14 protein-coding genes and 1 pseudogene are annotated in these 19,124 nt (G+C 42.1%); 11 read left to right on the top strand and 4 right to left on the bottom strand.

What is annotated here, in order from left to right:
- Position 1: 1 nt before the first annotated feature.
- Positions 2-985, top strand: coding sequence for an SGNH/GDSL hydrolase family protein (locus HWQ44_RS13725; RefSeq protein ID WP_292719357.1), 984 nt, complete (start codon positions 2-4; stop codon positions 983-985).
- 60 nt (positions 986-1,045) lie between these two features.
- Here HWQ44_RS13725 and HWQ44_RS13720 read toward each other — a convergent pair whose 3' ends face one another.
- Both HWQ44_RS13720 and HWQ44_RS13715 read right to left on the bottom strand, forming a co-directional pair.
- Positions 1,046-4,588 carry an NB-ARC domain-containing protein gene (locus tag HWQ44_RS13720; RefSeq protein WP_292719355.1) on the bottom strand — a complete coding sequence of 1,181 codons (3,543 nt, stop codon included), beginning with the start codon at positions 4,586-4,588 and terminating at the stop codon, positions 1,046-1,048.
- A 33-nt stretch (positions 4,589-4,621) separates the two neighbouring features.
- Positions 4,622-4,795 (bottom strand): hypothetical protein, encoded by a 174-nt coding sequence (locus HWQ44_RS13715; RefSeq protein ID WP_292719353.1) that lies wholly within the window; start codon positions 4,793-4,795, stop codon positions 4,622-4,624.
- A gap of 232 nt (positions 4,796-5,027) precedes the next feature.
- Between HWQ44_RS13715 and HWQ44_RS13710 the strand changes: the two genes are divergently transcribed.
- The 6 genes from HWQ44_RS13710 (at position 5,028) to HWQ44_RS13685 (ending at position 13,209) form a co-directional block, all read left to right on the top strand.
- On the top strand, positions 5,028-5,207 hold the full coding sequence (locus tag HWQ44_RS13710) for a CopG family transcriptional regulator (protein ID WP_292719351.1): 180 nt from the start codon (positions 5,028-5,030) through the stop codon (positions 5,205-5,207).
- A 982-nt stretch (positions 5,208-6,189) separates the two neighbouring features.
- Positions 6,190-6,690 (top strand): fatty acid hydroxylase, encoded by a 501-nt coding sequence (locus HWQ44_RS13705; RefSeq protein ID WP_292719349.1) that lies wholly within the window; start codon positions 6,190-6,192, stop codon positions 6,688-6,690.
- 382 nt (positions 6,691-7,072) lie between these two features.
- Positions 7,073-7,288 carry a hypothetical protein gene (locus tag HWQ44_RS13700; RefSeq protein WP_292719347.1) on the top strand — a complete coding sequence of 72 codons (216 nt, stop codon included), beginning with the start codon at positions 7,073-7,075 and terminating at the stop codon, positions 7,286-7,288.
- Complete coding sequence (locus HWQ44_RS13695; RefSeq protein ID WP_292719345.1) at positions 7,275-9,233, top strand: ATP-binding protein; 1,959 nt, start codon at positions 7,275-7,277, stop codon at positions 9,231-9,233. Before HWQ44_RS13700 ends, HWQ44_RS13695 begins: the two co-directional genes overlap by 14 nt.
- Before the next feature lie 13 nt (positions 9,234-9,246).
- A complete protein-coding gene (locus HWQ44_RS13690) occupies positions 9,247-12,615 on the top strand; it encodes a PAS domain S-box protein (RefSeq protein WP_292719343.1) in 3,369 nt (1,122 codons plus the stop codon).
- A 216-nt stretch (positions 12,616-12,831) separates the two neighbouring features.
- Positions 12,832-13,209 (top strand): response regulator, encoded by a 378-nt coding sequence (locus HWQ44_RS13685; protein ID WP_190894307.1) that lies wholly within the window; start codon positions 12,832-12,834, stop codon positions 13,207-13,209.
- An 80-nt stretch (positions 13,210-13,289) separates the two neighbouring features.
- On the opposite strand, the gene HWQ44_RS13680 is transcribed toward HWQ44_RS13685, so the two are convergent.
- On the bottom strand, positions 13,290-14,270 hold the full coding sequence (locus HWQ44_RS13680) for an aldo/keto reductase (RefSeq protein ID WP_292719339.1): 981 nt from the start codon (positions 14,268-14,270) through the stop codon (positions 13,290-13,292).
- An 870-nt stretch (positions 14,271-15,140) separates the two neighbouring features.
- Between HWQ44_RS13680 and HWQ44_RS13675 the strand changes: the two genes are divergently transcribed.
- The 4 genes and pseudogenes from HWQ44_RS13675 (at position 15,141) to HWQ44_RS13660 (ending at position 18,275) form a co-directional block, all read left to right on the top strand.
- Positions 15,141-16,235: a phosphotransacetylase family protein gene (locus HWQ44_RS13675; protein WP_292719337.1), complete on the top strand. Its 1,095-nt coding sequence runs from the start codon at positions 15,141-15,143 to the stop codon at positions 16,233-16,235.
- Positions 16,236-16,648: 413 nt separating this feature from the next.
- Complete coding sequence (locus HWQ44_RS13670; protein ID WP_292719518.1) at positions 16,649-17,152, top strand: DNA recombination-mediator protein A; 504 nt, start codon at positions 16,649-16,651, stop codon at positions 17,150-17,152.
- An 87-nt stretch (positions 17,153-17,239) separates the two neighbouring features.
- Positions 17,240-17,658: pseudogene (locus tag HWQ44_RS13665) on the top strand (MAPEG family protein).
- Positions 17,659-17,783: 125 nt separating this feature from the next.
- The gene (locus HWQ44_RS13660; protein WP_292719335.1) at positions 17,784-18,275 is read left to right on the top strand and encodes a YajQ family cyclic di-GMP-binding protein; all 492 of its coding nucleotides are present in this window, start codon (positions 17,784-17,786) and stop codon (positions 18,273-18,275) included.
- Between the two features lie 288 nt (positions 18,276-18,563).
- On the opposite strand, the gene HWQ44_RS13655 is transcribed toward HWQ44_RS13660, so the two are convergent.
- Positions 18,564-19,121 carry a glutathione S-transferase family protein gene (locus tag HWQ44_RS13655; RefSeq protein WP_292719333.1) on the bottom strand — a complete coding sequence of 186 codons (558 nt, stop codon included), beginning with the start codon at positions 19,119-19,121 and terminating at the stop codon, positions 18,564-18,566.
- Between the last annotated feature and the right edge of the window lie 3 nt (positions 19,122-19,124).

Below are 19,124 nucleotides of genomic sequence, written 5' to 3'. Positions count from 1 at the left end.
TGTGCAAAGACAAGTTATAACAACAGGATTTTTGCTGTTATCTGTGATATTTCCACTCAAAGTATTAGCAAAGAATTATGACAATATTTACGTCTTTGGAGACAGTTTTTCTGATACTGGTAATGTATTTAATGCCACTAACGGAATCATTCCTCCAAGTCCAACCTACTCTAATGGGCGTTTTTCTAATGGCCCAATTTGGATTGATTATCTTGCCTCTGATCTAGGATTAACATTAAATCTGAAAAATAACTTTGCTTTTGGTGGTGCGACTACAGGAGCAGAGAATATTGGTTTACCTGGCTTACCAGGATTGCAGCAAGAGATAAATAGTTTTGTATCAGCAAATAAAGCCGCTGATCCTAATGCTCTATATATTATTTGGGCTGGTACTAATGACTATCTAAGTTACTTTTTCGATGGTGATCCCAATCCTACCAATACAGTGGGAAATTTATCAGCAGCATTGACATCGCTTGTTACTGATGGCGCTAGAGATATCATGGTGGTCAACTTGCCAGATTTGGGAAAATTGCCTTTTGCAAATTTCGATAGTCAACGTTCTAACTTATTCAACACATTCAGCAGCACACATAACTCTAGCTTAAACACGACACTTAAATCTTTGAGGCAACAATTAAGTCCCGATATCAACATTATAGAACTGAATGTTAATTCCTTATTTGATAGGATTATTGCTGCTCCAGATGAATTCGGTTTTACAAATGCGACCAACTCTTGTATTAGCAAAGACTTATCAGTAGTCCCCATAGATGTTCCCACACAACAAGTTCTATGTAACCCTGAAAAATTTTTGTTTTGGGACGAAGTTCATCCTACAACTACTACTCATAAACTAATTGGAGAATTAGCATTCTCAGCACTTAAGCCAGTACCAGTGCCTGAACCATCTCCTGAATTAGGGATATTAGCATACAGCGTTTTAGGTGCAGTTTCGCTACTGAAACGCAAAATCCCCAACTGAATTAGCGGTTGATTACAATCCAGATTGATTATGTATTATCACTCTAGTATTAAGCTTTATTTAATACTCAATTGCTCCTAAAGCTTTTAAAGTATCTTTTTGAGACTCAGTTAACCCAGTTATGCTAGTGATATTCATTCCCTCATAAGGGCTTTTGCTTCTCAAAGTTTTCAAGCATTCACCTGTTTCTACATCCCAAATCTTAATTGTCTCATCTTCACTACAACTGACCACAGTCTTACCATCGGGACTAAAGCCAACCGACCAAACCCACCTAGTATGTCCTGATAAAGTTCTTAAGCAGCTACCAGTGCAAATATCCCACAACTTCACTGTTTGATCGCCACTACCACTAGCTAGGATACAACCATCTGCACTAAAGGCAACTGAGTATACGCTATTAGTATGTCCTTCCAAAGTTCTAAGACACTTACCACTACTGACATCCCAGAGTTTTATAGTTTGGTCTCCACTGCCGCTAGCTAGTATCCGACCATCTGAGCTGAAGCCAACTGCCCAAACCCACTCTGTATGACCCTGTAAAGTCTTCAAGCATTGATCTAAAGTGGCATCCCAGAGTTTCACTGTTAGGTCATGACTACCACTGGCTAATGTATGACTGTCAGGACTGAAGGTGATTGACCATGTTCTACCACTATGTTCTCGTAGAGTATTGAGGCATTGACCAGTGTTTATATCCCACACTTTTATTGTTTGGTCATCGCTGCCACTGGCAAGAATTTGACTATCGGCCCTGAAAGTGACTGATGTAACTCGATTAGTATGTCCCCTCAAAATTTTTAGAGATTGGCCAGTACTAAGATCCCACACTCTTATTGTTCGATCTTCGCTGCCACTGGCAAGGATTTGACTATCAGCACTGAAAGTGACTGATGTAACTCGATTAGTATGTCCCTTCAAAGTTTTTAGACACTTACCAGTAGTAGCATCCCACAATGTCACTGTTTGATCGTAACTACCACTAGCAATAATCTTACCGTCTGGGCTGACAACGACTGACCATATCCCATTGTTGAAACTCTGCAAAGTCTTAATACATTTACCAGTGCTGATATTCCATAACTTTACTGTTTGGTCATCACTACTACTAGCACATATATTGCTATTTATACATACCGCTAGCGACCATACCCTACTTCTATGTCCCTGTAGAGTTTTAAGGCATTCACCAGTAACGAAATCCCATACCCTAACTGTTTGGTCATCACCGCAACTAACAAGAGCACTACCATCTAGGCTAAAGGTAACTGAATGTACTAAGTCAGTATGCCCCTGCAAAGTTTTAAAACATTGAGCACTACTGATGTCCCAAAGTTTCACTGTTTGATCATGGCTCCCACTAGCTAGTGTATTACCGTCAGGGCTGAAAGTGACTGAGTATACTCGCTGAGTGTGACCCTCTAAGGTGTGAATACATGAACTGCTGTTAATATCCCACAGCCTTACAGTATAGTCATCATTTCCACTTGCCAACATGTAATCTTTTGGACTGAAGGCAACAGACCATACACTACAACCAACTTCCTGTAAGCTTTTGAGACATTTGCCTGTAGTGATATTCCACAGCTTCACTGTTTGGTCATCACTGCCACTAGCAAGAACCTGACCATCGGGACTAAAAGTGACTGAACGAACTCCACCACTATGACCTTCTAAAGTTTTGAAACACTGACCAGTACTGACATCCCACAGCTTTATTGTTTGATCATTACCGCCACTAGCAAGAACCTGACCATCGGGACTAAAGGAAACTGACCAAACCCAACCAGCATGACCCTTACAAGTCATAAGTTGCTGACTATTAGCAACTTCGTACAAGCGAATTTCTCCATTGGTATCACCAGTAGCTAAAAGTTTACCATTAGGGCTAAAAGCTACTGAAAAAATACCACCAAAGGTTTCAACAAAAACAGACTTAGCTAGATGGGCGTGAGCAAAATTTGCATTATACAACTTTACATTCTGCAAGTCGGCTTGCAGAATAGTTAGATAAGAAAAATCATAACCGTTGAGATCAGTTTCTAAATGACAAAGCAAGTTAAAAACATTTCCTGCCGTATAACTTTGTTCTAGAGGAGATATCTCTCGTAGATTTGCTAAAATTTGAGCTAAGTGATTTTCTAAGGTTTTTTTACTTCTAAAGACAGTAAGCAGCCCATCTATAACTGGTTTTATAATAAGGCGAATTTGAGTATCCCTAACATATTCTTTTGTCGTTGCTTTGATCAAAGCTTTACTTCTGAATAAATCAATATTCTGAGTGAGAATCTCTTTACAAACCTGTTCTATCAAGCTATTAGTCACATATTCTATAACCACAGGCTGGAGGGTAAAAAGTGATCCAGTTTTTTCAATGAGCGTAGATGTAGCTTTCTCGATTAGCGATCGCCTTCCTAAAGATTCCACAGCCTCTAGTAATTTTGCTGGTGGTACTGGTGATACGATATCTTCTCGCAATTCTGCGAGTGTAATTGACTCCCGATTAATCGCTAGCCAGTACATTATGTCTTTTTCTAAATCTGACAAGCGCTCAAACTGCTGCTCTAAAATATCGCGAATATCTCCAAAAACAGCCGTCTCTTGTTGCAAAAAGTCGGTCATATTACCATCAAAGATATCTTGGATGGTCGTGGCAACTATCTTTAAGGCTAATGGATTGCCTGCATAACGTTCAATCATTACTTTCCATTCATCCTCTGCCGCCGATAGCCCTTTGAGTTTTAAGATTTCTTGCCCTTCTGCCACTTTTAAGCCACTCAGTAGTAATGAGCGAACAGGTTGTGCTTGTCCTTCCAATAGTGCTATTTCTTTAGGTTTTTCACGACTAGTCAGCACTAAGCAGCTTTGGTGAGTTGCTTCTCCTACCCGTCTTAAAAGCTCAGCATATTCCTCATATCCTTCTCGATAAAGTCCGGCGCGGCTACTACTACGAAGAATTGACTCTGCATTATCAAGGATTACCAAACAGCGATTATTTTGTAAAAAATATAATAGTCGCGATACCCTATCGCTAAAGCTTTCTGGTAAGTCACCTTCTGTTTGGTGTTCATCAGATAGAAATTGGATGAGATTACCTAGAATAATTTTTACAGGTGGAGCTTCTCGGAGCGATCGCCAAATCACATATTCAAAGTTGTCCTGAATTTTTTGAGCAAGCTTTACAGACAGTGCGGTTTTACCAATGCCTCCTATTCCCAATAGTGCGACCAATTGGCAGTGCTCATTGAGAATCCATTGTTCTAGCGTATTAAGTTCTTCTATACGTCCATAAAAAACTGAGTTAAAGATAGCTTCACCCCAATCTAGACGAGTATTTGAGCTTGAATAGTCACTTTTATCTATTTTTAAGTGAAAAGCGGAAAAAAGCTTCTCAATAGTCTGTTTGTCAACTCCACCTTCCCGATTCAATACTTTCGAGATGGTAGCAGAATATAACCCAGAGCGGGCACTCATTTCTTCAAGAGTGTACCTGTTTCCAAAATTTTCCTTTGCTTCTGACTGATACTTTGCTTCCTTAATTTTTTGTAACCCCTTGGTAGTAAGTGCAACACCACGCTTGCGTCTCCAATTTTGTAAAGTCATGTATTAACTCACTGTTCGTGTAATCACCTTTGATTAAAAGGAATTATCTACTAGGTTGTTATAGATATGAGGTGATAGCCATAACAAACGAATAATCTCATGTTGCAGAGGATTTAAAACAGGTATATTACCAAAATATCTACTGATGAAACCACCTTTGGCAGTCCACTCGTCTCGGTAATTCAACATCGCTTGCTCAACAGACAATCTGGTATGTGGGGCATTCCTGACATTGACTCTTCAGCCGAAAGCTTCTTGACTTGAGTAATGCCAGATTTATTACGTGTATTAACAGTTATTTAATACCCTGAGTTTTCAGTAAGATGTTTGGGGCTTAAAGCTTAAGTTCAATCTCAAAATCTCGATTTTCACTGGTAAAGACAGTTGGAAATTGGCAATCTTGATAAAGAAAGTTTGTATATATCTAGCCTATCAATCAATGAATAAAACTGCTGCACTTAAATTTCCCCGTTTGACAACCTCTAGTAAAAAAAGGGCGCTTAAGCGAATTACCTTAAACTTGACATCAGATGAAGCTCAAAACCTTGAAAAGTATTGTGAACAGACAGGTAGACCAGCAATAGATGTGATTCGGGAACTCATTCAAGCCTTGCCTTGACCTGACTTTTCAAACTTGGTGTGAAAATCCCCAGTATAGAAGAGTCATAGCTAAAGTAGAAGGTGGTGCAGATTTAGACACAGGTTTTCAACTTGACAAGTGGTAATCATAGATTAGACTCTATAGATTAAACCCTCACGATTAGATATTTGCTATTTCAATACTATTGGTTGTTACGAAAATACTAAAAAACAAGGGTTAGAAATTATTCTTTGCTCAAAGCAACGACAGAATAAGGATAGTAGCCGAACCAGAGAAACAGTCTCTCACTCCTCATCGTGCAACTCAATAATAGTTATCACGTCATTTTGTTTTCGGTGTGCTGCACTCGCTGATGGCGGGCGTAGCACACCTTCACTAAATTTTTCCTCTCAATCATCACAAAAAATTACCACCCATTAATTTTACATTTCCAATTAAACCAAATTTTAATGCTTATATTTTGAGAATTAACTAAGATAAAATATTTGGCTAATATAGTTTTATTTCGTCAATAGCAAAGCTCGAATGAGTTCTTGAATCACATCTGTTATATACCTATTTTTATCATTTTAATTAGATTCGTCATTTCTGTTTAATTGCAATCAATTTATCATTCACAATATTGAAGAAAGCCTTAACCTAAATTTGTACTAACTTTAACTCAACCTTTGCTTACGCTGTATGCCTTAGTAAGAAGATTGTGTAGTAGCTACAACATAGTACTGTATTCCAGTCGGAATTTAGATGTATTGCTACCATTAACCCAGAGCTAGAAGTCAAATTGGAGGTTATTACGAGTTGCATTTACTGCATTAAGGATCGGAGATTCATGAAACTGCAACTGACCCAATTACATATACTTTGAGCCAAATTAACTGGAGCGTAGACCCATGAGACGCACAGATGCTGCTTGCATAGCTAAAAACTAGGTGTCTATGCCGACAGCATGACATTTGCATATTTTCTGTGGAGTTTTCTTAACTATTCTTGAGGAGTACAAATGCTTGAGGCTATCGCTGTTGCTTGGTTATTACTGTTTTTTGGTGATTTTCTATCTACATTCTTTTACCACGTACCCGAGCACGTTTTTGGTAGCCTTCATTTAAAAACGCACCACTCCTGGAAGAAGGACTTCCGCCACTACGCTATTTTGACTTTTAATCCCCAGGTTCTTTTAGATGGTATCTTGGGAGCTTTGCCTTATGTATTCATAGCAGTAGTCCTGTGGTCTTTTTCTCCGATTGGCGTGATTTCTGGATTACTGCTTGGTCAGTTACATGTATGGTGGAGACACATAAGTGTACTGGGTTGGCAAACTCCAAAGCCTGTAAATATTTTATGCCAAATTCTATTTATTACTACTCCTGAGAGGCACTGGTTACATCATCACAGAACTAATTTAGGTTTCGGTGATATTTTCACATTCTTTGAACAACCTGCACAATTCTGGTTACGCTGGCTTCGGTTACTCAGACTTCGTTTTCGCTACTCTCGGATTTAACTGAAGCTACCGCTTACCTAAATATTTTTAAAAAGTATAAAAAGAAGCTGCGATCGCAGCTTCTTTTTATACACTAGAGATGGTTATTCCAATCTCATCAATGCGCTCACCCACATATTCAAAAAAGCTGATTCCCAATTTACGAATAGTAGTAATAAGAGACATCAACTAATTATAATTTAAACCTATAGATTGTTTGATAAGTAAAATTTTTACTTATATTTTATAAAACTCATCAAAAAGTAAGCAATTTACACAGACGAAAGGATGCCTCTGGTAGGGAGTGTAAAGGTATTTGCTACCCCTCAACTTCGCTGTTATATCGCCAATATTTTTGGGAAAACTAGTCTTAATTAGTAAATTATTATATTCCTAGATTTTTATGACAATTCCTCTCTTTTCTGGAGATGCTGGGCGTAGCTTGCTTATCCGAAGGGGTACGGATAGCTACGGTGAAGAAGGCAGGAAGCAGGAGGTAGGAGGCAGAAGGTTGGAATACGGTGTAGGTTTCTCTGCGAGACGCTACACGAACACATTTAGACTAATTGCCAGAAATTCGCAACCTGCTCTAGATGAGGTGTTTCATGTCCGCAGTTAGCCTCAGAAAGATGCTCAACAAAAAAGAGTTGCCATCTCTCCTTCATAACTTAATCTACCAGTTCAACGTCGCCATTGATGTTGAACTGGTAGACGGCACAAAACTGATTAGCATTGGAGAGCAAACTATAGAAAACCGTTATCCAATCGAGGTTTCAGGAGAAATTATCGGTTGGGTTGTTGGGACAGAACAGGCAACTATACTTGCAACTTTGCTCTCATTTCTGGCAAAACAGGAAGCTGAGAAGAAAGTACTCGCCAAAGAATTGCTGGAGCGATATCAAGAAATTGATTTGTTTGACGATATCTCGACTCAACTGACAACAAGTTTAGATACGCGACAGATTGCCCAACTTGTGCTTCAAGAATTGAGTCAACTAATTGAATCGTCTGCGGGGATGATTCTGCTTTTGAGTCCAGATGCAACTGCGTTTGAAATCATTGCCGAATTTGGAGTGTTTTTTGACCACAATCAGCCGGAACCAGGTAAAGGAATTATTGGCAACATTGTGCAATCCAACCGAGCAGAACTTGTCAATGATGTGCAAGCCGATCCGCGGTTAGAAGGGCAAAAAAACGTTAATGCCATGATTTGTGTACCGTTGCGAGCCAAGGAGCGGGTACTGGGAGCGATCGCTATTGGAACGGCCAAAACTGACTCATACAAGGCTGAACACCTGAAACTGGTGAGCATCTTTGCCTCTCAAACAGCGATCGCCATTGATAAAGCGGTGCTTTACGAGCAAAGCACTCAAGCAGCCCTCCAGGCGAAAGCCCAGACACAGAAGCTTCAGCAAGCTCTCCATGAGTTGCAATTAGCTCAAACTCAGTTAATCCAAAGCGAAAAGATGTCCAGTCTTGGGCAACTCATTGCCGGAGTTGCCCACGAAATCAACAACCCGGTTAATTTTATTTGCGGCAATTTAAAGTATGTTGCCGAATACGCCCAAGACTTGTTGCACTTGCTGGAAAAATATCAGAAATTTCTACCTGTTGCTCCTCCAGAACTGGAATCAGAGTTAGACAATATAGACCTGGAATTTATCATGCAGGATTTCCCCAAACTGCTAGATTCGATGAAACTGGGCACAGGTCGCATCGTCGAAATTGTCCAATCCCTGAAAAACTTCTCCCGCCATGACGAAGCTGAAATGAAAGCCGTCAACATCCACGATGGCATCGACGGAACCTTAATGATTCTTCACCATCGCGTGAAAGCAAATGTTCATCGTCCGGCAATTGAAATCTTTAAAGACTATGCAAAACTCCCCCTCATTGAATGCTATCCCGGACAGTTGAATCAGGTGTTTATGAACATCCTGGCAAATGCCATTGATGCTTTGGAAGAAGGGATGGAAAATTCAGGAGTCAGAAGTAGTCCCCAAATAACTATTCGTACCAGAGCTATTGACCAACAGTGCGTTGTAATTCGCATTGCCGACAACGGCCCAGGCATGAAGGAGGAGGTAATCCGCCGCATTTACGATCCCTTCTTCACCACGAAAGATGTTGGTAAGGGAACCGGGTTAGGCATGGCAATCAGCTACCAAATTGTTGTAGACAAACATGGGGGAATGCTCAAATGTCGTTCTCAACCAGGTGAAGGCACAGAATTCTGGATTCAGATTCCGTTAAATTGTGCATTGGTGGACGCTACTGAAGAACAGAATTGTACCTCTGCCTCGCCAATTCCCACAACGAAATCATCCTCCATTCCTGATACCGACGGCTTTATTCGATCAACAACTCCAATGCTCAAACCGACGGATTTGCTGATCCGCCATACTCAACTGATCCAGCGACTTTCACAGCACAATCCAGATGTAGAAGGTGCATCACCCGATCAAATTTACCAGATGTTCCAACGCCACCCAATTTCGTTAAAGCTTTACGCCACTTTGTTGTCTTGGTTCTGTTGTTCTAACCCTACCCAAATACGCCACTAAAGAAACCTCAACCATGTTTAACCAACTTGATGAATACAATAGTCAGCTATTTGAACTATGTCCTGTTGGGCTAGCACTATGCCGAACAGATGGAACACTAATTAACATCAACCCCGCTTATGCTGCCATTTTAGGGCGCACTGTTCCAGAAACCCTGAATCTTACCTACTGGCAGATTACCCCAGAAAAATATGCTGCTACAGAGCAATCTAGCCTAGAAGACTTGGAACGAACTGGTCGCTATGGGCCTTATGAGAAGGAGTACATTCACAAAGGCGGGCATCTGGTTCCGGTAAGGTTATCTGGAGTGATGATTGAGAAGGATGGGGAGCAATTAATCTGGTCTAGTGTGGAGGAGATCAGCGACCTTCGATGCGTTCAACAGGAACGCCAACATCACGAACAAATCCTGAAACAGAGTGAAGCCCGATACCGCTCTTTGGTAACTGCTAATACACAAATTGTCTGGGTAAGCACACCAGATGGAATTTGCTTTGAACTGGCAAGCTGGATAGCTTATACAGGTCAAAGTCTAGCTGAAGCAGAAAATGGGGGCTGGATTGATGCCGTTCATCCTGACGATCGCGCCTACACCGGAGAAGTCTGGGGTGCTGCCGTGGCAAATTTGAGTATGTATCAAATTGAATACCGAATTCGTGGCAAGGATGGCAATTATCGCTACTTTTGGGTCTGGGGTGCCCCCGTCATCGAAGATGATGGTAGCGTCCGAGAGTGGATTGGCACCTGCACTGATATTCACGATCGCAAGCTGGCAGAAGCCGAAAATCAGCGTCTTAAAGAACGATATCGCTCGTTAGTAACTGCTACTTCACAAATCATCTGGGGAGCTACCCCAGAAGGACTAGGAATAAGCAGTGAAATGCTTACCTGGATGGTCTATACGGGGCAGAGCGAGGCTGAAGTTGAGGGTTGGGGTTGGATTGATCCAATTCACCCCGATGACCGTGCTAGCTCCACAGAAGTTTGGAATGCTGCTGTGGCAAACCGAGGTATCTACCAAACTGAATATCGGCTTCGTGGCAAGGACGGCACATACCGCTACTTCTCTGTCTGTGGTGCCCCAGTCTTGGAAGAAGACGGGAGCATTCGGGAATGGATTGGCACGTGTGCTGATATTCACGATCGCAAGCAGGCAGAAGCTGAAAATCAACGTTTATTGGATATGTTGAATCATTCCAGCGATGCCATCATCGTCCGCGACATGAGCGACAAAATCTCTCACTGGAATCAGGGTGCCGAAAGACTCTACGGTTGGACGCGTGAAGAAGTGAAAGACCAATGCATTCAGGCTTTTATCAAAAAAACCTTTCTAAAGCCAAAGGAAGAAATTGTCGCAGAGTTATTAGAGCAAGGTAATTGGGAAGGAGAAGTGGAACATCTCACCAAAGGCAAACTGATTACCGTCCAGAGCCGATGGACGTTGCAACGGGACATCGACCATCAGCCTTGCGCGGTACTGGAAATCAATACTGACATCACTGCCCGTAAACAAGCAGAAATCGCTCTGCGGCAACTAAATCAAGAACTGGAAGGCAGAGTTGTCGAGCGGACAGCTGCCCTGCAAAATACCCTAGCAGAAGCACAGGGATTAAATGCCATTTTAGATAACTTAGCAGATGGTTTGTTAGTGGCAAACACCGCAGGACAAATTACCCACTTCAATCCTGCCTTTTTAGCCATGTATGAATTGACAGCTACCGCCCTCAATGGTCACTACCGAGAATTGCCCATATCTGGTTTAGCAGAACTGGTTGCACGAACTCAGTCTCATCCCGGTGAGGTGTTCTCTGCCGAAGTTGCACTGACCAAAGAACGCATTGGTCAAGCAGTGGCAACCGCCATTTTCAAAAAGACAGCAGACCCAGAACCCGCTACCTGCTTCGGTTCTGCACTGCTGATTCGGGATGTGACGGCAGAAAAGGAAATCGACCAAATGAAGACCGACTTCATCTCAACAGTTTCCCACGAGCTGCGGACGCCACTAACTTCTGTCCTCGGTTTTGCGTCCATCATTCAAGAAAAGCTGGAAACCGATGTGTTCCCAATGATTTCTACCGAAGACCGTAAGCTGCAAAAAACGATTAAGCGGGTGGCTGACAATCTCAACATTATTGTGTCGGAAGCAGAACGGCTCACGTCTTTGATTAACGATGTCCTGGACATCGCCAAGATGGAAGCAGGTAAGGTGGAATGGCAGATGCAGCCGATCGATCCCAGCGAATTACTGGATTGGGCAACCAATTCTACTGCTGGGTTATTTGAAACCAATGGCTTGCAGTTGGTGTGCGAGATTGAACCTGGACTGCCTCAGATAGTAGGCGATCGCAACCGTTTGCTGCAAGTTCTAATCAACCTGATTTCCAATGCTGTTAAGTTTACCGAATCTGGTTGTGTCACCTGCCGCGTCAAACAAGGAAACGACGGTGTTTGCATCAGCGTCATCGACACAGGCATTGGGATTGCACCTGAAGATCAGCCAAAAGTGTTCGAGAAATTCCGCCAAGTTGGTGACACCCTCACCGACAAACCCAAAGGCACTGGGTTAGGACTGCCCATCTGTAAACAAATTGTCGATCATCACGGCGGTAGAATCTGGGTTGAAAGTGAACCAGGTAAAGGCAGCATATTCTCGTTCATCATTCCCACCTACGCTAGCGATCAAAAAACCACTGCTAATTTGAATTTGGATACGCTTGTCAAACAACTCAAAGAACACGTCATCACCAAAAGCGCTGTGCTGAACCAAAACCGTAAAACCATTTTGGTTGTAGATGATGACGCTAACATTCGGGAACTGCTGCGTCAACAACTGGAAAACGAAGGCTACAATGTTCGCGAAGCTAAAGACGGCATGGATGCAATTCATCAAATCAAAACAGCCCGTCCCGATCTGATTCTCTTGGACGTGATGATGCCGCAAATCAACGGCTTCGATGTGGCAGCCGTTCTCAAAAACGATCCTCAGACCGCAGACATTCCAATTATCATTCTATCGATTATTGAAAACAAAGAACGGGGCTACCATATTGGCATCGATCGCTATCTCACCAAGCCCATTGATACAGAAAAACTCCTCAACGAAATTGGCTCACTACTTTACCAAGGCATTTCTAGTAAAAAGGTATTGGTTGTAGATAAAAATGCATCAGCCTTAAAAACTTTATCAGATGTATTACAAGCTCAGGGATACAGCGTAATTGAAGCCTCCGATCCGCAAGAATGCATTTATAAAGCCCTGTCAGCCAAACCTGACATGATCATCATTGATTCTATCTTCTCTCAAGAAGCCGATTTGGTGAAAACCCTCCGGTTTGAGAAGGAGTTGGAAAATGTATTTTTTATTATGCTGTCTGAACAGTAATTACTAGGGAGTGGGGACTGGGGATTGGGGACTGGGTACTGGAAAAATTTAGTGGAACCTTACTATATAATCTAATCCCCAATTCCTAATCCCCAGTTCCTAATACAACTCTTGGGGAAGCTGTGCTAAAGGCTTTTCTACGAGACGCTACGCGAAAGCTTAGTACAAGTCCCCAATCCCCAGTCCCCAATACCCAATCCCCAGTCCCCAATCCCTATGACCCAGAAAATTCTAATTGTTGACGATGAACCCAATATCTTGATTTTGATGGAACAAGCCTTAGAAGCATTAGAAGACGAGGGTGTTGAACTTCTAACTGCTAGAAATGGAGAAGAAGCTCTAGAAACTATTAAAACTGAAAAACCAAATCTAGTTTTTCTTGATGTGATGATGCCTAAAATGAACGGTCTGCAAGTCTGCCACATTGTTAAACACGACCTACAAATGACCGACATCTACATTGTGATCTTGACAGCTAAAGGACAGGAATTTGATAAACAAAAAGGAATTGAGGTTGGTGCAGATTTATATCTAACAAAACCATTTCGACCCAAAGAAGTACTTGAAAAATCAATGCAGGTGTTGGGCTTTTGAGGAAAATTCTGAATGCTTTTCACCTGCTTTCGCACTACTGGGAACAATCGGTACAAATCTGGTTACACTTCGTTAATGGATCAACGGTTCACAGTACTCATATCAGGGTAGCGCTCACCTGCTGCTATACCTTTTGGTGCAACTGCTTCCAGTCGATTCAACTCTTCTTCAGTCAGGGTAATTTCGGTAGCCGCAACATTCTCCTCTAAGTAGGTACGACGTTTTGTACCAGGAATTGGCACAATATCTTCTCCTTGAGCGAATAGCCATGCTAGTGCAAGCTGACTAGCAGTTACTCCTTTTTCAGTGGCAATTGCCTTCACTTGCTCGACTAATTGCAGGTTTTTATAAAAATTCTCACCTTGAAAGCGAGGCGCATTTCTGCGATAGTCATCAGGTGCTAGATCGTCAGGGCTAGCGATCGCCCCTGATAAAAACCCTCTTCCTAATGGGCTATAGGGAACAAACCCAATTCCTAATTCCCGCACAGTAGGTAAAATTTCATCCTCTGGCTCTCGACTCCAAAGAGAGTATTCTGTTTGGAGTGCCGCAATTGGGTGAACTGCCACAGCCCGCCGAATCGTAGCAGGAGCAGCCTCTGAAAGCCCTAAATAACGCACTTTCCCCAGCTTTACTAACTCCGCCATTGCTCCTACAGTATCCTCAATGGGTACGGTTGAATCTACCCGATGTTGATAATAGAGGTCAATCACTTCCACTCCCAGACGTTTTAGTGAGGCATCGCAAGCTTGATGGACATATTCTGGTTTGCCACTAATCCCTTTCCAACCACCATCTTCAGTACGGACATTGCCAAATTTGGTTGCTAATACTACTTGATCTCGACGATCTTTAATTGCTTTGCCTACTAGTTGCTCATTAGTAAAAGGCCCATACATATCAGCAGTATCAAGAAAATTAACTCCAAGTTCCAATGCTCGATGAATTGTCGCGATCGCCTCATTTTCATCACGACCACTATAAAACTCAGACATTCCCATGCAACCTAGTCCGATAGTTGAAACTTCTAACCCAAGTTTTCCTAGTTTTCTGGTTTTCATCAAATAATCTCCTAGTCAGTAATTGGTCAGAGAAAATCAACTCTTTCAGCATTATCCCTTTACCCATCACCCAGTCATCTACACTTAGAAGTATTTAATGAGAGAGATATTGTATTTATGTATTTCATTTTGTTTCAGGATATTTTTTTAGTCAACGAATAATTGATTTTTATTTATACAACATCATAAGCCTGAGACAATCCGAACTCCTTTCTCACACATTGTTTCTTTGAGATACTGATAGAGATGATCATCTTCAATTATCAAACCCTGTTTAGTTTTTGTGTTTACAATTACATATCTTGGTTCTTTTTATGAAGGTGAAGCCTTGAATTTTAAGAGCGCCCAATCAGAGTTCAATCCATCCCAAAGATATGAAAAATCTTCTAAGTTGGCGTTCATATTAATACCTCTTTTTTTAACATAAATATTACTTAATTAAGAAAAGTTTTCTATCTTAATTATGGGTAATTTTCAGGACTAATATTGCTTTCTATCCGTATTTATGATGTAATTTTAGCAAATTAAATTACTACTGTTAATAATTCGATTTAACGTAACTTTAGAAGCAGAGCGTTTGGGATAAGCCACCACTTTAGTAGCACAGCACATCGCAACCTCCCGGAGTCGGGAACTGGAACAGCTAGAAACTCTAGAAGGCATTTAATGTAGTTTTAAGGTTTTATTGGTTCTAAAACCCAAAAAATTGGTCTAATCTGAAAAACCTACCCATTAGAGGCTCTCATGCTTATTCAGAAGGTAATTCTGGGAAACCTTAATTTGTGAGAGCGAGAGGCTTTTGCCAGAAGGAACTAGAATTAGTAAACACCTAGCTGGGTTCTTCTGAATTTTGAAATTAGGAGTGCATGTGTGCCAAAATCCCCTAAATATTTGCTGATTGGATCAACCGAGACTTACAGCGGTAAATCTGCAACTGTTCTGGGTTTGTCTCATCAGCTACAGCAAAAAGGACTAGATATTAGCTACGGTAAACCGCTCGGTACGTGTTTGAATTCGTCTAGTGGAACCGTAATTGAGGAAGATGTCCAATTCATCGCTCTTAGCCTCAATTTGCCGGAAAACCGTATTGTACCTACAATGCTGGCTTTGGATGAACTCAATGTGCAAAAGCGTTTACGAGGGGAAGACAAAACCGATTATCAGCAGTCCTTAATACAGCAATATTTACAAATGTCCCAAGGAGATTTGGTATTACTGGAGGGGCCTGGTGATTTTTCTGAAGGCAATTTGTTTGACTTGTCTTTGCTGCAAATGGCTGAAGTATTGGATGCTGGTGTGCTGTTAGTAAGCCGCTATAAGTCATTGCTTTCGGTTGAGGCGCTATTGGCTGCTAAAGGGCGTGTAGGCGATCGCTTGATTGGAGTTGTGATCAATGATATCCCTGTCACCCAACTAGAAGCAGTTGACACTCTCTTGCGTCCATTTTTGGAACAGCAGGGGATTCCGGTGCTAGCAATGCTGCCGAACAGCGATTTGCTCCGCAGCGTCAGTGTTGGTGAACTAGTCAAACAGTTAAAGGCTGATGTTCTCTGTCGCAACGATCGCCTGGATTTATTGGTGGAAAGTCTGGCAATTGGAGCGATGAATGTCAACTCCGCTGTCAAGTATTTCCGTAAACGCCGGAATATGGCAGTGGTAACAGGAGGCGATCGCGTGGAAATTCAGCAAGCTGCTTTGGAAACTTCCACCCAATGTTTAATTCTCACCGGGCAACTACCCCCGCCGCCGTTTATTCTCAGTCGCGCTGAAGAACTAGAAATCCCCATTTTATCTGTTGACTTAGACACCCTCACCACTGTAGAAATTGTTGACCGCACTTTCGGGCAAGTCCGTCTCCATGAGCCGATTAAGGTTCAATGCATTCGCCAGTTGATGTCTGAGCATTTTGACATTGACCGTCTGTTATCCAAACTGGGTTTGACTCCCGCAGCGGCATTGTCTTAGATTCATCAACTTAAACAATTAAGGGCATCTATGCTCAGTTATCAGTTAGGAGGCTGTATTGCTAGCGAGGGCCAAGTCGGCACGCTATCACCTCCCAGGCGATCGCGTGCTGTCTCCCTCCACCCCGTAATTGAGTTATCAAGAAAGGCTGAGGGCAGTTCTTGCTGGAGGAATACTGTTTCCTGCTCTCTGTCGCCACCGAAAGGGTCTTAAACCTAAGAATCCCACCAAATTAAAAATTTGGTGGCTCTTATTCAGAAGGAGTCTGAATCCCCAACTGAGATAAAACCTCCTGCCTCCTTCAATGAACCAAACAAATCGAAAAATTGTTGCAATGTCTAACTCAAGTTTTTCTCGCACCTACACGCTGTTTGGTAAAATATCTGGGTCGTTTAATCGGATTATGTCCATCTTTGAGCCAATCAACAGACCTTATTAACCTCGATACATTAGCCCAAGAACTAGCGACAATCCAGCAAACAGGTTCTAAAAGAATTGCCTTGCTGGGTTCTCGTCACGTCCCGATTACGCATCAGAGTCTTATTGAAATGATGACATATGCCCTAGTTCTATCGGGTAATCGCATCATTACTTCTGGTGCTACAGGTACAAATTCCGCTGCCATCAAGGGAGCAACGCGGGCTGATCCGAATTTGCTAACGGTGATTCTCCCCCAAAGTCTGGAACGCCAGCCTTTAGAATCGCGCCAGCAACTAGAACAGGTAATGCATCTGGTGGAAAATCCCAGTAATGATAATCTGTCTCTTGCTGAAGCTAGTTACCTGTGCAACAAGGAAATTGTCTCTCGTTGCCAACAACTGATATGCTTTGCGTTTCACGACAGCCGCACTTTATTGCAAACTTGTCAAGACGCAGAAGAACAAAGAAAAGTAGTGACCTTGTTCTACTTTGATTAGTCATTTGTCATTTGTCTTTTGTCATTTGTATTTCACTGATGACTGATGACCGATGACTGATGACTAATAACCAATGACTAATAAGTAATGATAATTTTTTTGTACTCGATCGCTGCTGCTGCCATTCTAATTTATGTGCCATTTTTGCTAGTAGCTTATGTCCGTGGGCGTATTGGGTATGAAATGTTTTCTACTCCTGGCGCTATGTTTGATAAATTGCCACCTGATGCCCAACGAGCTACTTGGGCACATCAGAACACCTTTGAAGCGTTTTTGATATTTGCCGCAGCCGCATTGATGGCATACCTAACTGGTGTAAATTATTTGACAGGACAAATAGCTGCGATCGCCTTTGTGGTGGCCCGTTTCCTATACTCAATTTTTTATATTTTGAATATACCCCTTTTGCGCTAGCGTAGCTCCTCTGAAAAAGGCTCGCTCATGTTTGGGGCATCCTTGGCTGTGCTATTCTCTTTTTCTTGAGCATCATCCAAGCTACTAGTTAAGTGGGGAGTGGAGACTGGGGACTGGGAACTGGATATTAAGGACTGAGGAAAGGTTTTCCTAATATCCAGATATCCAACACCCAATCCAAAATCTAAAATCTAAAATCTAAAATCCAAAATGTTTTATGGCTTCTACTTTTTCCTTTGACATTGTGAGCGACTTTGACCGACAAGAGTTGGTTAACGCTGTCGATCAAGTTATACGAGACATCAAAGGTCGTTATGACCTCAAAGACACTCAAACTACTGTCGAGTTAGTCGAAGAAAGCATTAACGTTAGTACTGACAGCGAGTTTACCTTAGATTCTGTACACGACATTCTGCGGGAAAAAGCTGCCAAGCGTAACCTCTCCCAGAAAATCTTTGATTTTGGCAAGGTTGAATCAGCTAGTGGTAATCGCGTGCGTCAAGAAATTAAACTCAAAAAAGGCATTAGTCAGGAAATCGCCAAACAAATTTCCAAATTGATTCGCGACGAATTCAAAAAGGTACAAGCCTCAATTCAAGGGGATGCTGTACGGGTTTCTGCCAAATCTAAAGATGACTTACAAGTAGTCATGCAGCGGTTGAAACAAGAAGACTACCCAGTTGCTTTGCAATTTACAAATTATCGTTAAAAGATTTATATAGTCGGCATTGCCTATCCAAACTACGTTGTGTGAAGATTTTCTGTTTGGATGTAATACACGGTAGTCAACTTAATTCTCAAAAGGCAGTTAGAAACCGCACGCCAGTCGCCTCTCCCTTTGGGAGAAGGGGAGACGCTGCGCGAGCAATTGGGGAAACCCCTGCACAGCGCTGGCTTGTTTACACAAGGCTTTACCCGCCCGCGCGGGTTAAAAAACCTTAATTTCCTCTTCTGTGTAGCCGAGAATGACCTTCTTCTTCGCTTAAATTGACTACAATTAAGCCTGTCCGCCAATACTTTTTTGAAATGCCGGACGCTCAGATAACTGCTTCATATAGTTCAAAACGGCTGGGTAAGAACTTAGGTCTAGCTTCAGCATGACGGGAATGTAATTCAGAATAGACCCCACTGCCACATCAGCAACAGTGAACTCATTGCCAAGTAAAAAAGGTTGCTTACTGAAAATTTCATTTAACGGAGTCAACAAGCGGGGCATTTCCCGCTCCCGACTTGCTTCTACAAAAATCCCTGGCCCAAGGGTAGCATTGGCAAACGACACCCATTGGGAAAATACAGCCCGTTCTTGGAGTGAAAGTGGAGTTTTAGCGTACTTATCGGCAAGATATAGCAAAATTGCCCCAGATTCCCAAAGCTGAAAATCCCCATCAACAATTGCTGGAACTTTACCAACTGGGTTAATTGCCAAATATTCAGGCTTGAGATGTTCACCCGCTTGCATATCAAGCTTGACAAATTCGTAGGGAATTTCTAGTTCCTCTAAGTACCAGAGAACAATTGACGCTCGACTACGAACACCGCCATAAAGTTTTAGCATAAT

Origin of the sequence: Nostoc sp. JL34 (genome assembly GCF_017114945.1) — a bacterium.
In the GTDB taxonomy this organism is placed as follows: Bacteria; Cyanobacteriota; Cyanobacteriia; order Cyanobacteriales; family Nostocaceae; genus Nostoc.
The sequence above is the reverse complement of the archived record's forward strand: the minus strand, read 5'-3'. Positions and strand labels throughout refer to the sequence as shown.